The organism is Paenibacillus sp. FSL H8-0168, assembly GCF_038592955.1.
In the GTDB taxonomy this organism is placed as follows: domain Bacteria; phylum Bacillota; class Bacilli; order Paenibacillales; family Paenibacillaceae; genus Paenibacillus; species Paenibacillus polymyxa_B.
Window position 1 is genome coordinate 2,864,575 of the sequence record NZ_CP151948.1, and the last position, 14,908, is coordinate 2,879,482.

The 14,908-nt window shown below is 42.4% G+C and carries 11 protein-coding genes and 1 pseudogene; 10 read left to right on the plus strand and 2 right to left on the minus strand.

Going from position 1 to position 14,908, the window contains the following annotated elements; all coding sequences use genetic code 11:
* Positions 1-36 precede the first annotated feature (36 nt).
* Positions 37-1,359 (minus strand): MFS transporter, encoded by a 1,323-nt coding sequence (locus MHI21_RS12890; RefSeq protein ID WP_061830911.1) that lies wholly within the window; start codon positions 1,357-1,359, stop codon positions 37-39.
* A gap of 14 nt (positions 1,360-1,373) precedes the next feature.
* Positions 1,374-2,132, minus strand: coding sequence for an N-acyl homoserine lactonase AiiA (aiiA, locus tag MHI21_RS12895; protein WP_342420158.1), 759 nt, complete (start codon positions 2,130-2,132; stop codon positions 1,374-1,376).
* A gap of 1,658 nt (positions 2,133-3,790) precedes the next feature.
* On the opposite strand from aiiA, the gene MHI21_RS12900 reads away from it, so the two are divergent.
* From MHI21_RS12900 to MHI21_RS12945, 10 genes and pseudogenes are all read left to right on the plus strand, one after another.
* The gene (locus tag MHI21_RS12900) at positions 3,791-4,009 is read left to right on the plus strand and encodes a hypothetical protein (protein ID WP_165179807.1); all 219 of its coding nucleotides are present in this window, start codon (positions 3,791-3,793) and stop codon (positions 4,007-4,009) included.
* Between the two features lie 128 nt (positions 4,010-4,137).
* Complete coding sequence (locus tag MHI21_RS12905) at positions 4,138-4,743, plus strand: hypothetical protein (protein ID WP_341161399.1); 606 nt, start codon at positions 4,138-4,140, stop codon at positions 4,741-4,743.
* Positions 4,744-4,799: 56 nt separating this feature from the next.
* Complete coding sequence (locus MHI21_RS12910) at positions 4,800-5,369, plus strand: hypothetical protein (RefSeq protein WP_341161398.1); 570 nt, start codon at positions 4,800-4,802, stop codon at positions 5,367-5,369.
* A gap of 352 nt (positions 5,370-5,721) precedes the next feature.
* Positions 5,722-5,949: pseudogene (locus MHI21_RS12915) on the plus strand (NAD(P)H-binding protein); the annotation flags it as partial.
* Between the two features lie 173 nt (positions 5,950-6,122).
* Positions 6,123-7,145: an NADH:flavin oxidoreductase/NADH oxidase gene (locus MHI21_RS12920; protein WP_341161397.1), complete on the plus strand. Its 1,023-nt coding sequence runs from the start codon at positions 6,123-6,125 to the stop codon at positions 7,143-7,145.
* A gap of 749 nt (positions 7,146-7,894) precedes the next feature.
* Complete coding sequence (locus MHI21_RS12925; protein WP_013310356.1) at positions 7,895-8,305, plus strand: MarR family transcriptional regulator; 411 nt, start codon at positions 7,895-7,897, stop codon at positions 8,303-8,305.
* Between the two features lie 74 nt (positions 8,306-8,379).
* The gene (locus MHI21_RS12930; RefSeq protein WP_165179824.1) at positions 8,380-10,143 is read left to right on the plus strand and encodes an ABC transporter ATP-binding protein; all 1,764 of its coding nucleotides are present in this window, start codon (positions 8,380-8,382) and stop codon (positions 10,141-10,143) included.
* Positions 10,136-11,986 (plus strand): ABC transporter ATP-binding protein, encoded by a 1,851-nt coding sequence (locus tag MHI21_RS12935; protein ID WP_341161396.1) that lies wholly within the window; start codon positions 10,136-10,138, stop codon positions 11,984-11,986. Before MHI21_RS12930 ends, MHI21_RS12935 begins: the two co-directional genes overlap by 8 nt.
* 120 nt (positions 11,987-12,106) lie before the next feature.
* Positions 12,107-12,415, plus strand: a complete 309-nt coding sequence (locus MHI21_RS12940; RefSeq protein ID WP_025723019.1) for a hypothetical protein — start codon at positions 12,107-12,109, stop codon at positions 12,413-12,415.
* Between the two features lie 301 nt (positions 12,416-12,716).
* Positions 12,717-12,893 (plus strand): hypothetical protein, encoded by a 177-nt coding sequence (locus MHI21_RS12945; protein WP_342420159.1) that lies wholly within the window; start codon positions 12,717-12,719, stop codon positions 12,891-12,893.
* The last annotated feature ends 2,015 nt before the right edge of the window (positions 12,894-14,908 follow it).

A 14,908-nucleotide genomic window follows, 5' to 3' on the forward strand; every position in this document is an offset into this window, starting at 1 on the left:
CTCCGTATCTTTCGGACATGTCGTAAGTCTACCAAACTAATTACCATAGCTTCCGCTACGATTTGCTTTTCTTGCGAATAAGTATGTCAGGATTGCCAACAGGGAAATGGTAAAATAAACAACAGAAAAAGGCATCTTTAGATCAATAAGTCGGCCGACCAGCGCAGGGCCGAATGCTCCGCCTAGGAGATAGGCCAGTGTGAAAATACCCATCCCTACACCCAGCTCAGCCGAACGGAGTGTCGTCGAAACTAAATTGCTGCTAGAGGTGAGGACACCGTTGAATCCAATCATAAGGATAATGATCAATAAAGCGTCGATCCATGGCGGCAAATGTACGGATACCCCCAGTAGTATAAATCCGCTGATGACGAGACTTTGCGATATGACAAGCACGCGGGAGCTTCCGAAACGATCTGTCCAACCTCCGATCCGGGATCCGAGCAAGGCTGCACAGGCGGCACCGGGAAGCATCAGCAGACCGATTTTACTAGTTGGTAAATGAAAGGAATTCTTCATCATGACAGGAAGAGTAAAGGTTAACCCCGTGTTGCATACGAAGGTAAGGAATCCAATCCCTAGAATTCGTCGGTAAGGAGCATTTTTCATGAAAGATGCATCGATAAATGGATGTTCTTTTTTCTGAATATGAGTACCGAACCATAGAAGAACTGCTGCTCCTGCAATGAGCATAAACCAATAGTTCGTAACCCCTAGCAATACCAACGCCAGTCCCGCGGAGAACAAAACAGCTCCGAGAAAATCGAATGAACCGCGGTCGTGTTTCTTGTCAGGAACATACTTGAATATCAAAGGGATAACAAATAGGCTCAGACTGGACACGATGAACAAAGCACGCCAGCCAAAGTATTGCTCCACGAAACCGCCGAACACAGGCCCGAAGCCGGAAGCAAAGGCAATTGTGGCGGATAAGGTTCCCAGCACCCGTCCCTTGACTGTAGGCTTAAAATACAGGGTTACTGCCGCATAAGACAGGGGAGAGATGGATGAGGCCCCTGCTGCCTGCAGCAGTCTTCCAATGATGACTTGCAAGTATGAAGCTGCAAAAAAGCCGATCATAGAGCCGAAAGCTAAAAGGATTAAACCAATGACATACAGCTGGCGAAAGGAAAAGGACTCCGTTAACTTGCCGTAAGTACCGGCGCCGATAGCCATCAAAATGCTGTAACCGACCATAACCCAGCTCACCTGCGAGGAGGTCAGGGCAAAGTCAGCGGAAATCGAAGGTATAGACAAATTAAACATGGTCATATTGATGTTTCCGAAAATAATGAGCAAGCAAAGTGTCCCCATTAATTTCCGCTCATTGCCGGATAAAGCCATTGATTGAGTATCCATAGCCTGTCCCTCCATTACAGGAAGTCAGGAAAGGTGCGGCATTTTTGCGCCTGATCTCTATCGTGTCCCAAGAAAACATAGGACGGCCGAACATCCTGAATTAACTCCTGCATGCGAGTAATCGATTTGGCAGCCATCTCTTGATCGAATGTCAAGAACGGTACGCTTTTCTCGAAGTTCTCCCGAGTATAAGCAACATCAATTGTCAGTAGCACTGGACCCGACTTTTCCGTTGTGACAAGGACTGATTGATGGCCAGGGGAATGACCCGGAGTGAATAAAATTTGAACCCCCGGAATCAATTCATGGTCACCCTCAATGATTTGATATTGTAAATCGGGCAGCCTGCACCCTAATGGAGAGTAATCCTCATTGTTTATGGCCGCATCATACTCTGCCCTTTGAATAAGGATCGGCGTATTGCGGAAATGCCCGTTTCCCCCAGAATGATCCAAGTGTAAATGGGAGCTAATGACCATTTGAATATCGTCAGGTCGATAACCTACACGCTTTAACACATTTACGATTGAGTCGCCGTCAGACATGTTGGGGACGACGCGCCCTTCACGTCTAGTCCCCTTGTAGTAATCGGGATTGTTGATAAAAGCGTCGGGCATTCCCGTATCGATGAGTATCGGCCCGCTGGTCGTTTCCAATAGAAAAGACCACACAGGCATTCCGACTAATTTCCCGGGGGCAAGGGTTCGATTAACTGCCGATTGATCTAGGAAACATTCACCTACAGGTAAAAAATACAACTTTTTTATATTCATCCCAGTTTCACCCTTCATATTATAAATTCGGACAGTTTGTCCGTTTTGTTTTGATTATATCGGACAAACTGTCCGATGTCAATTTGTCAACGGTGGTTGGGCTTCGGCAAAAGCCTTACACCTGCAACAATACGCCAAGCTAAAGAATGTCGCCTAGGTGGAGTGCAAAGAAACAACGGGGCTGCGTTAAAGCCGCAGTGTACAAAAACCAAGGGGATCGCGATATCAAAGTGAGCAAGAGTATTTGCGGCTAAAGAGCCACGCAAGACAAAAGCCAAGGAGCTAAGCGAAAACAGACCGCTTAGTCCTTGGCTTTTTACGATTATCATTCTATTTTTCTGGTGAGGGCGTTCAAATGTTTAGTTTTGGGACAGCCTCTTTTAACAAACTACCCGTTTACCCGTGGTTGAAAGGTACAACTGTTTCAGTAGGAGTAGTAATTGGAACGATAGCGCTAAAAAGCGCAACTGCTAGGCACATATCCGCCAATGCTTTTTTCATTTGTCAGCACTCCCTTTATAATATTTTCATATTGTTGTTGCTGCTCAGTTGTAGCTAATTTTCGCACTTTTTCATACATAGCAGTGGTTGTAATGAATTCCTTATATACATTCATATGAACTGCTATTGATAGATATTCCAGTATATAATTTATTGTGTCATGATAGGAACTTTGGTTGAGTTTATAAATTGCTAATTGATGCAACTTTCCATTCAGTGAACCAGAAGTGACCGTATGTCTGATAGTGATCGTTTTATTGAACAGATCAATGGTAGACCATTTTAGACCTACAACCTCACCCAATTAAAGATTTATATATATTTTTATAAAAAAAGGAAAAATATGAGTTTATCATCGTTGATGAAACACAGCGAATATACATCCACCAACTAGAGATTATCATTGATTATGTGAGACAAAACCAAGTTAAATGTGTTTTTCCATACGACCCAGATCAAGTCTTTACTACTAAAATTAAAGAACTCTTAAACAATTCAGTCGGAAAGATTGAGCAATTAAATCATAAAAAATATAAACTCACTCAAAAGATAAGGACTAATAAGGAGATTGTAGCTTTTATTACCAATTTATTCAATACCAATAATATCAACAATAATATGGACTATAAAAATATTCATCTTCAGTACTTTGATTCTGCAAAATCTTTGCGATACTAGTTAGAGCAGTTAAAAGAAAATAGTTGGGAAGTAATCGACTATACCAGTTCCAGCTATTACCTTTTATCAATTGATAAGTACTCAGTGGGAAATCGAAACGCTCATCATGTTATTGGACAAGAATTTGATAAAGTTGCCGTTGTAATAAACGAGCGTTTTTATTACAACGATTCTGGGCAGCTTTTGTCTACTAGAGAAGCGGGGGCACCTCCCTATCGTATGGACAAAATGCTGTACCAAATGCTAACGAGAGCACGACAGGAGATTACTGTTGTAATCTATAAAAACAAGGATATGCTGAATGCCTGTTTAAAAATAATGGGCTTAAAATGATTGATTGTAGTCAGGAGATAACAATGTTTCGGTTCAGCCATCAATCCAGCGGGAGAAAATTTTTAGAGGTAAAGATTGATTGAATAACTGCTACGGGCTGTGCAGTCGATCAGTTGGACTTAATTAATAAGGAAAGGATGAGTTTTATGAAACTAAGCCTAAGTCGAAAAGCTAATCTTGAAGGTATGCTGATAGGAGATCAAGTTACAATTGGAGGGCCGGCGGTAGAGGAGAACATCCGGTTTGAAGTATTGAGAAATGAATCGGGATTTGAAAATAAGGTTTTTGATCGATTGGTAAAAAAGTTAGATAAAGAACCTTTTTCGACTGTAGATCAAGTAATCAAATATATTGAAACCTATTGAGTTCAATTGATTGAGGACCTGGAAGCGGCTGCGGAGTCAATCAGATCGATTGGGGAAGTTCCAGCCTGCAGCCGGGTGCAGGTCGATATGTATGCCAATAATTGAGGACTTGAAAAGGGGGATTTTTTATGGCTGGAACGCAAACCAAGATAGATAATTTTAATGAACAATTACAGAAACTCAAGGACTTTTTTCAACGAATCATGGAGCGAGGGATGAACGGGTATGCGGGTGCCGTCTGGCCAGTTATTGTGCGTCGGTGGATAGATAGATGGGAAGATTCCCCTAAAGCTAAATATGTATACCAATACCCGGAAAGATTCTTTCGAAACCTGAGACACAGATATGATATCTTTTTGAATGCCGAAAAGAAGCCTGACCGTCTCGTAATGCTCAAGTACCTGGTGGACGAGCTCATGGACAATAAGATAGATATTCATCTATATCATTTTGGTATGTATCTGCTCTACCCTTACGCATCCCGGAAGCAAGAAGAAGATGCAGAGGCAGTTGGCAAAAAGCGATCCAAGTTTATTAGTCATCTGCCACGATTTGAATTGAAAAGCAACGATGAATTTGTATCTGAAGTGAGGTCCGATTTAATCTTACGACGGTACCCCGAAGTAGGAGAGGAAATTGTGACAGTGCCCTCTTTTAGTCAGCTTAGAATACTATTTACAGCGGATAACTTCGGAATCACACCGGAACATATTATTAGGATGCGGATTGGATAGAACCGATCCCTGGGTTGGAACTGAAAGTCAGGAAGTGGGTTGGGGAGAAGGACCCGATGACTCCGCAGCCGAAAAAAGATGGAATGATTGAAGATCTGATTACACTTGGACACGAAGGCAGCGGCAATGGCCTGCGGCATTTTGTTGCCGGTAAGCCGATCCAAGCGGGTAGCTACATGGAGGTTAAATTTGGGGACGGCTGGATACCAGGGAGATACGAGCAGAGATTTAAAGATTGGTGGGATGAAATGTTTAAGAGATTCAAATTTTGCTTCAGGCTTTATCAAGCGCGTTCGCTTGAAACTGTTTGCATAAGTTTTATATTTAGTTTTCTCGTTGGATTATTCTTGTATTTAGGTCATGCACCGGTTTCATGGTTGCCAATCTACATTATGGCATTCTTCTTGGATTGCTTAGCTTTAACACGAATAGTCTGGTGGCTACGAGTTCCTGGTAAAGGGACGAATATTTACGGCTATTTTCGGTGGGATAATACGATAGAAATTCATATCGGAAAGGTTAAATCACCAATGGAGTTTCAGCGTCGGATTAGAAACACAATCAAATATGCTCGTGAAAAAGGATATCTTATTGAATACACTTCCGGCATATTGACGCAGGTATGAGTTACGGTAATACATGAGACGAATTTAGCTATACTTTTTTTGGTATATGTCTGAGACTTTTTTAGCCGGGCAGATCGCCCACAGTTTACTCAAACGGATGTTGTGTCGCTGTTGCGGTTCAGGTAGAACCAGTAGCTAAAAGGAATCTACTGGTTCTCATTTCTCTTCACAGTTATAGAATGACGAGTGATCATATTAGGGTGTGATTATGTTATTGTTGGAGGATAAGTCTCAGTTATAATCCAAAAAAACGTAAAAAGTCTCAGTTATAAAGCAAGAAAGTATCACTTATAACTAGAAATTTTAGGAATGTAAGAATAACTTTTGTCTCAAGTATAGCCATTACTCATAGCTGGAAAGCAGCAGTTTGAACTACACAATCATAAGACCGGGGATTCTTTTGAATGAAATCGGTACGGGAAAAGTGGCTGCCGCGGAGAATATCACCTATGGCAGTATCCCACGTGAGGATGTAGCCCGTGCCATTGTGGCAGCTTTAGATGAGGAGAACACATACAAGCGAGCATTTGATCTGATTACTGGTGACGATTCAGTTGTCGAAGCATTGCAAAAAATCTGAAGATGAGGATCAAGTGTGAATCCAAACAATAAAGAATTATTTGCACCAATTACTTTGAAGTTTTGAAATCATGCCTAGAGTTGACAAATGAAACAAACATGTTAATGTATATGCTTGTGCATGCATTTTATTGATGCATTTCATAATATAAATCAGAGAGGAGTCTTTCTCACATGAAAGATTTATTTAGTCCCTATACAATTAAAGGTTTGGAATTGAAAAATCGTGTAGTTATGCCTCCAATGTGCCAATATTCGGTTGACAAAAAGGATGGGGTCGCCACAGATTGGCATTATATACACTACCTTAGCCGGGCGGTAGGCGGAGCTGGTTTTATCATAATTGAAATGACAGATGTAGAGCCAGATGGTCGTATCTCCGATTTTGATCTTGGTTTATGGTCAGATGAGCAGATTCCTGCTCTCAAACGGATTGTAGATGCTTGTCACAGCTACGGTGCCAAAGTGGGAATCCAGATCGCGCATGCCGGACGCAAGGCAGAAGATGCTGAAGTCCCTGTAGCACCATCTGCTATTGCATTTGATGAAAATTCTAAACAACCTCGCGCGCTTACAACAGAAGAGGTTAAAGGACTCGTTGAAAAATTTCGTGCTGCTGTAGCTCGCGCTGTTAAGGCTGGATTCGACAGCATTGAAATTCATGGTGCACATGGCTATTTGATTCATCAATTTCATTCGCCGCTTACGAACAAACGGGAAGATGAATATGGTAAAGATCTTACCCTTTTTGGTCGGGAGATCATTCAGGCAGCGAAGGGCGAAATGCCGGAAGATATGCCACTGTTGATGCGTATTTCTGCCAAAGAATATGTAGAAGGTGGATATGGTATTAAGGAAAGCATTGCTTTTGCCAAGGAATATCAAAAGGCAGGAGTAGATATGTTTGATATTTCATCTGGCGGTGAGGGACCTATAGCTGCATGGGGCAGACCAGGAACTCACGCAGCCTATCAAGTCCCCTTGGCAAAAGATATCAAAGAAGCTCTGGATATTCCGGTGATGGCCGTTGGAAGACTGGAAGATCCAATTTTGGCGAATGCAGTTATCGGAAATGAAGAGGCCGATCTGGTTGCTGTGGGTAGAGGGATGTTGAGAAATCCTTATTGGTCACTGGAAGCAGCATCAAAATTGAAAAAAGAAACTTCAATCCCTACACAGTATACTACAGGGTTTTAAGACTGACTGTATACATTACTGATTGAGCCTGCTTGGGTCAGTAAAACGATTCGAATCAAATAAATTGGCTTCATCAGCAGTGCAACCACAAGGAGAGCAACTTGCGTTTTATGGCGGCAAAGGAGCTCTTGCTAATCATAATTGGCCTGTCAAAGTTAAAAATGATGAACCTCTAGCTATATTCGACCAGGAAAATATTTTAAGTCCGAATGCAACGATAAAGGAATTTGAATTGGTCGATTAAGCAAAAAAAGTACATCCTTTAGACCTTCTGTAAAGTACTCTATCAAGGTACTCTACAAAAGGTCTAATTAATGAGCTCTGCGATCACAGAGAGCATCCAGAATATTGTTGCTCAAACCAATTTGCTGGCTGCCTGGGCATGAGCATGGAAGAAGGTTTCCGATTGTGGCGGGAGAAGTGCGTAAGATTGCCGAATATGCTTTGAATCTGTGGGCGGAATCGATGACCAGACGATTCATCAAAGTACGGCATGTAGAACTTGACCTTACAAACAATAATGAAGATGTTCAGAGGAAGATACATAAGAAGAGATTCAGTTTTAGCTCTGATGTCTTTACATTGGACTTTGTGTAGAAAAATTGGTAAAGATACAAGCTAGTTACGGAGGATTTTTTTGTATCCCATATTTTCTCTAATTGACTTTGTGACTCGACATTATTATTATCTTATACTATAAGATTAATTATCTCATACTATAAGGTATTAGCGAGAAGGTGTTGTGACCAATGGATTATAAAGCATTAGCGACAGAACTATTCGAGTATATCGTCAAATCGCGGAAACCGGCATTAGAGGAACGAGGGCACTTCTCACGTGGCGAAATGGGGATTCTCATTTGTCTGAATTTCAATAAGGACGGGGTTACCTCTGGCCACTTGAGTGAATACTTGTCCGTCAGTACGGGACGGGTAGCAACGGCACTGAAGAGTCTGGAGAAGAAAGGACTAGTTGTACGGCGTACTGATGTCAACGACAAACGTAAGGTGATTGTATTCATTACGGATTCAGGTAAGCAATTTATGATTGATAGGCATAATGAAGGAATTGCATGGACCGAGAATGTTCTTCGAAAGTTAGACGAAGAGGATGCTAAAGAACTGATTCGACTCATTAAGCTTATTGTCTCTAGAAGCTGAATTTCTATGCAGATGCAGGACGCACCATACTTCACCAAACATCAAAGACTATCAGATAAAAGGAGAGCAACAGAATGCTAAAGATATTCAAATATCTCAAGAAAAATGAATGGATGCTCGTGCTTTGCAGCCTAGCTTTCATCGTTGTGCAGGTATGGCTTGATCTGAAGCTACCTGATTATATGGCGGAAATTACGACCAAGCTGCAAACGGAAGGAACGCCTGTGTCCGAACTGCTGATTCCCGGCAGTTACATGTTGTTTTGTGCCGTCGGCAGTATGATTGCATCTATTATTGTGGGCTATTTCGCGGCAAAGGTGGCTGCTGGGCTGGCTATGCGTCTGCGTGCGATGGTCTTTGACAAGACCTTATCCTTTTCAATGGAAGAGATGAACAGCTTTTCGACGGCAAGCCTCATTACCCGCTCCACGAACGATGTTACGCAGATTCAAACGGTGGTTGCGCTGGGGCTGCAGGTGATCATCAAGGCACCTATTCTGGCTGTATGGGCTATTGTGAAGATTGCGGATAAAAACTGGCAGTGGACCGCCTCCACAGGAGCGGCCGTGGCTGTTCTGATTTTAATGCTAAGTGTCATTGTTGTTTTCGCTCTTCCAAGTTTTCAGAGAATCCAGCGTCTCACCGATAATCTGAACAGGGTAACACGTGAGCATCTGATCGGACTTCGGGTAGTACGCGCTTATAATGCAGATCAGTATCAGCAGGAGAAGTTCGAGCAGGCTAACGTTGAGTTGACGAATACAAACCTGTTCGCGAACCGATTAATGACGATGATTGGCCCAGGTATGACCTTTATTATGTCAGGTCTGAGTGTCTCTATCTATTGTATCGGCGCTTACCTGATTAACGGGGCGGCCGTACCAGACCGCATTACGTTGTTTTCCAATATGGTCGTATTCTCCTCTTATGCAATGCAGGTGGTTATGGCCTTTATGATGGTAAGTATGATATTCATTCTGATGCCTCGCGCCTCGATCTCTGCCAAACGGATCATGGAGGTTTTGAATACCGAATCCAGCATCGTTAACGGGCATGAGACGACTGGAGAAGAGAGCGTTATGGGGCAAGTGGAATTCCGTAATGTCAGCTTCAAATATCCAGACGCGGAGGAGGCCGTGCTTCGCAACATTAGCTTTACGGCGAAACGAGGCGAGACGGTTGCCTTTATTGGCGCTACAGGCAGCGGAAAAACCAGCGTGATCAATCTGATTCCCCGTTTCTATGATGTGACCGAGGGAGAGGTACTCGTGGATGGTGTGAATGTCAGGAACTATAATCAGCAGGCACTCCATAACAAAATCGGGTATGTCCCCCAGAGAGCTGTACTGTTCAACGGTACGGTTGTATCCAACGTTTCGTATGGCGATAACGGAAGAGCAGGAGCTTCGGAAAAACTCGTTAAAGAAGCCGTTGGTATTGCTCAAGGAACGGAGTTTGTCGAAAAAATGGATGGTCAATATCAGGGTAGAATTTCGCAAGGTGGAGCGAACGTGTCCGGTGGTCAAAAGCAGCGGCTGTCCATTGCGCGTGCCATCTACCGTCAGCCGGAAATTTATATTTTCGATGATTCCTTCTCGGCATTAGACTACAGAACAGACCGGATTCTGCGCTCCGCTCTCAAAAAAGAAACCGGCCACGCTACGACACTTATCGTTGGTCAGCGCATAGGTACTATCAAAGACGCTGATCGGATTATCGTGCTGGACCAGGGAGAGATTGTAGGGAGCGGCACGCATGAAGAGCTGATGACGAACTGCAGCACCTATCAGGAAATCGCATATTCGCAGCTTTCGAAGGAGGAACTTATACATGGATAAGAATGAACACACCGTCGACAGCCAGCAAATGAAAATGAATCAGCGAGGTCCCATGGGTAAAGGAGCCGCGGGGGGCAAGGGTACTGGTGAAAAAGCGAATAATTTTAAAAAGACCATCAGTCAGCTTGTATCCTACAGCAAGGCCTATGTGCCTATGATTATACTCGCTATGGTACTGGGCCTGGTCGGCTCTACCCTCAACGTGATTGGCCCCGATAAGCTCAGTGATATTGCCAACCTGATTCAGGAAGGAATCGTAACCGGGATTGATGTAAGTGCTGTTCAGAAGATTGTTCTTGTATTGGCGCTTTTATATGGATTTGGTCTTATTTTTAACTATTTCCAGGGCTTCATTACGGCAACCGTCTCACAGCGTCTTACAAAGAAGATGCGGACAGAGCTGTCTCGAAAAATCGATCATATGCCTTTGAAGTATTTTGACTCTACGAGTTACGGTAATGTGCTTAGCCGTGTAACCAACGATGTCGATACCATTGGACAAACGTTAAACAACAGTCTCGGCACGCTTGTCAGTGCGCTGGCTACCTTCGTGGGCGCCTTGATTATGATGCTGTATACGAACTGGATCATGACCGTTACCGGAATTATAGCTACGCTGATCGGCTTTTGCCTGATGAGCGTGATTATGAAGCATTCACAGAAATACTTTGTAGCACAGCAAGCGGAGCTTGGCCAGATCAACGGTCATATCGAAGAAACCTATGCTGGTCATAACGTAGTCAAGGTATATAACGGGGAACAAGCAGCCAAGGAAGTGTTTCATGGTATTAACAGCCGCTTATATACAAATGCATGGAAGTCCCAATTCATGTCTGGTCTGATGATGCCAGTCATGATGTTCATTGGAAATTTTGGTTATGTCGCGGTCTGTGTCGTGGGAGCTTTGCTGGTCAACCAACAGACTATAACTATTGGAACTATTGTCGCCTTCATGGTGTATATTCGTCTGTTTACACAGCCCTTGTCGCAGCTGGCACAGGCCGCAACCAATCTGCAGTCAGCGGCTGCCGCCAGTGAACGTGTATTCGAATTTCTGGGTGAAGAAGAATTGGCAGATGAGCGTCACAAGACCATAAAGCTGGAAACTGCCAAAGGGGATGTCGAATTCAAACATGTCCGTTTCGGCTATAATGCAGATCGTATGATCATCAAGGACTTCTCCATGAAAGCTGAAGCTGGTCAGAAAATTGCCATTGTCGGTCCGACAGGCGCAGGTAAGACCACGCTCGTGAATTTGCTCATGCGGTTTTATGAGCTGAACGATGGAGAAATCTACATTGACGGCACCCCGATTAGCCAATTAACGCGCGAGAATATTCATGAATTATTCTGTATGGTGCTTCAGGATACCTGGCTGTTCGAAGGAACGATTCGTGACAATATCGTCTTTTCCAAAGATCATGTTACCGATGAGCAGGTGGAAGCTGCATGTAGAGCGGTGGGTCTGCACAGCTTCATTAAAACACTGCCGCAGGGCTATGATACAGTGCTGGATGACAAAGCCAATCTCTCTGCCGGTCAAAAGCAATTGATTACCATTGCAAGAGCGATGATTGAAGATTCACCCATGCTCATTCTGGATGAGGCCACAAGCTCGGTCGATACGCGTACGGAATTGCTGATTCAACAAGCGATGGACCAGCTGACTGTGGGGAAAACCTCCTTTGTGATTGCTCACCGACTTTCGACGATCAAGAATGCGGATCTGATTCTGGTCATGAAGGACGGTGACATTATCGAAATGGGTAACCATGAGGAATTGTTGGCTAAAGGCGGCTTCTATGCCGATCTATACAATAGTCAGTTTGAACATGCATCTTAAAAGTAACTGCTTGAAAGCACAATAAATATCCATATAATTCCAAAGACATTGACATCAGCATATGGACATTATAAGGTATGAAAGCCAGAATTTTTTAATCATAATTGTGGAGGCAGATCAATGAACCAGCGTTTTCGAATCACCCGTTCCATGCAGGAAAGTCCTGTGGAGCAATCCATTTCCCTGGAGGAGTGCAAAGATTACTTTGCATCCCAGCCAGACTTTTCGTATTCACGAGTGCTAATCATACAAGGTGCTGAGAGCACCATGTCGATCGAGGGAGATTTTTTCATGTGGAAGTATGCTGATGTAGAAATACCTTTTCGTCATTACATGGGTGATGTGTATGTGGCTATTTCCGATGAGGCTGTCGTGCCTAAGATGATTGAAATTGCAACAGATTTGCAAGCAGATGTGGTGGATGGGTGAAGAACTATTCACTATTCTTATTCTGCTGAAGGTAGTTGACTTCGTAGTATATCTTTACAGCAAATTGACAGTGCTGATTTCTGCCTGCTGACATCGAGTTACATAGATGTCAGCATTTTTGTTAATTATGTCAATATACTGGGAAGAATAATCCATACCATAAAATACATATTCCATTGGCTTGATGCTAAGAGACTTAACAGCTGGATCAACTAAAAGGGGAACATGCTAGGTTAGAGATGTTTCGCTGTTTCCCATTACGGAGGCAGTGCAAGCTGGTAAATTAGGCGAACAACCATTGATGGTAAAAAGCAGCGATTTAATTATTGCTTTGGATGGCGCATTAATGGAGATCTCCAGTTCGGAACAGTTTGGATTGTCAGGATGGGCTGTCAGCGCTCGTTTGTATGGGATGTTTAGCAAGGAAGACAGTGATGAGATTGTTTTGCGTAAAAAACTGGAGCTTCCCAACGGGTGAAGCATTTCGAATCATTTCCCTGCCTGACGCACACCATTTTGAATCGGTTAATGTGAACAGCTGCGGCAAGCCCTTGTCATTTAAAAGACGTGATGTACGAGGGCTTGACTGGATAACTGGTGAGTGGTTTCAAAAGATTCGTTTCCTGTCTGGTCACAGGGCAGAAGCTCACTCGGTTGTGATGCGCTCGGCAACAAAAACGATTCGATTCGTACACAGTATACATTCCACAACAAATGTTTCCGGTACGTTCGCTGTGGGAGTATTCACTTCATTCTTAAGGGTCAAGTCGCCAAAACTTTAAAATAGCAAGTCTCTTGCAACATGGAGACTTGCTATTTTGTATTTTCCGTTCATTAAATTTTGCGAAAAAAAATAGTTCCAAAGTTTTGAGTTTTCTAAAAATTTATATTTTTAAAGGGGAATAAAAACGTTTCTATTAATTAAAAAATAAAATTTATAGCTTAAATTAGAGGAAATTTAAGCTGAACTAAAATTTCAGGAGAAAAATTAAAGAAAATTCCGCATGTAAATTAGTTCAAAAGATCTATTAAAAGTCACTATCTATTTAAAAAGTGAAGAGTTATTAATTTTGAATCATTCCAGTTTAATGCAAATAAATTCCATGATATAGGTAATTAAAGAATATTGCTGAAAAAGTTGAAATTTGTCGGATAATGTCAGGAATATTTGTTATATTTGTGTTAATGGTATGTAACGTAAAATTTGTTTTGGCACAAGGGTTTTGGACTTTCTTGCAAGCCTACATCATTTTGATCTTATCAATTTATAAAATCAAAAATTTTGTTTTGAATCACGTTAACGGGTCATGGTCAGTATTCAATTTAATAAAAAAGTAAAATTCTTGCATTTGAAGATATGAAAATAATAGAATAATATGGGTTATTTATTGATTTCATGAAATCCATCAATTTGGAACTTATGTCCCATGCTAATCGGTTTTAAAGTTTGTATATTTAAAATAGCTAGAAAGTATTGGGAGGAAAAAAGGGATATAAGGATTTATTGTGAGATTTTGGACAGTAAGAGGATATTATATGTCGACTCGGTCATGTCTTGGTTTTAAAAACGTGATCCATCTGACTGAGAAGATCCAGTTATTTTGTTTCGCCCGACATGGGGGCTTTAAACCTGAATGGCTTACAGAACATGAAAGTTGTTCAACAGAAGCTCCATGGATATCAAGCAGAACAATATGCCCTCACGGCTTCCCGAAATGGCTTCATAAGTACATAAGCTGTTTTCTTTTTTAGAACTGTATGGGAGCACTGATTGTAATTGAAACAGCATGGCAGTTGTATAGGCAAAACTGCAAGATTCCCTGTCCATAGCATCATATCTGGTAAATCCGTCTCACATTTTCCGTATTCCAAAAGACTGCTCTATTATTTTTAAGGTATGCGAAATATATCCTTAACAGCCTGGGAAGCCCGTTGGCTCGTCCGATGACCATCATTTTTCATCCATGTACAAAATCAGGAAGTTGTAAGCGCAGTCGTGAGTATTTTTTTGTCCTTTCATCCTAGAATTACGCTCCTCACCACGCTGCAGCAGCTCATGTATCTCGCAGCATCGATACCCTCCAGCCAAGATTCAAACAGCACACAGCATGATACACTACGTTGTTAACACTGCGGCAACCATTCTACAACCCACCACCAAGATGTACTCTCAGCATAATTCAAAAATGTTCTCACTCCATGCACATATTCATACATCCAGAGTCAGAGTTATTTCACTATGTCCGCCCAACTAAAAAAGCTTGCACTGCGAAAGTGTGAGTGATGAAAAAGAGAGATGTGCTTGTTTCGATTCAGATTCAGCTCTTCGAAGACACCCATATCTCAATGGTATATCAGGAGTGGTCGCTTTTGCCGACTGTCATTGGCAATTTAATGCCGGTGAAAAGGTACGCATGACCAGTTCCTTGACAAGGACGGTCATTTATGAGGAGTTACTTTTTACCCACATCTATTTCGCGAGGAGAGATACGT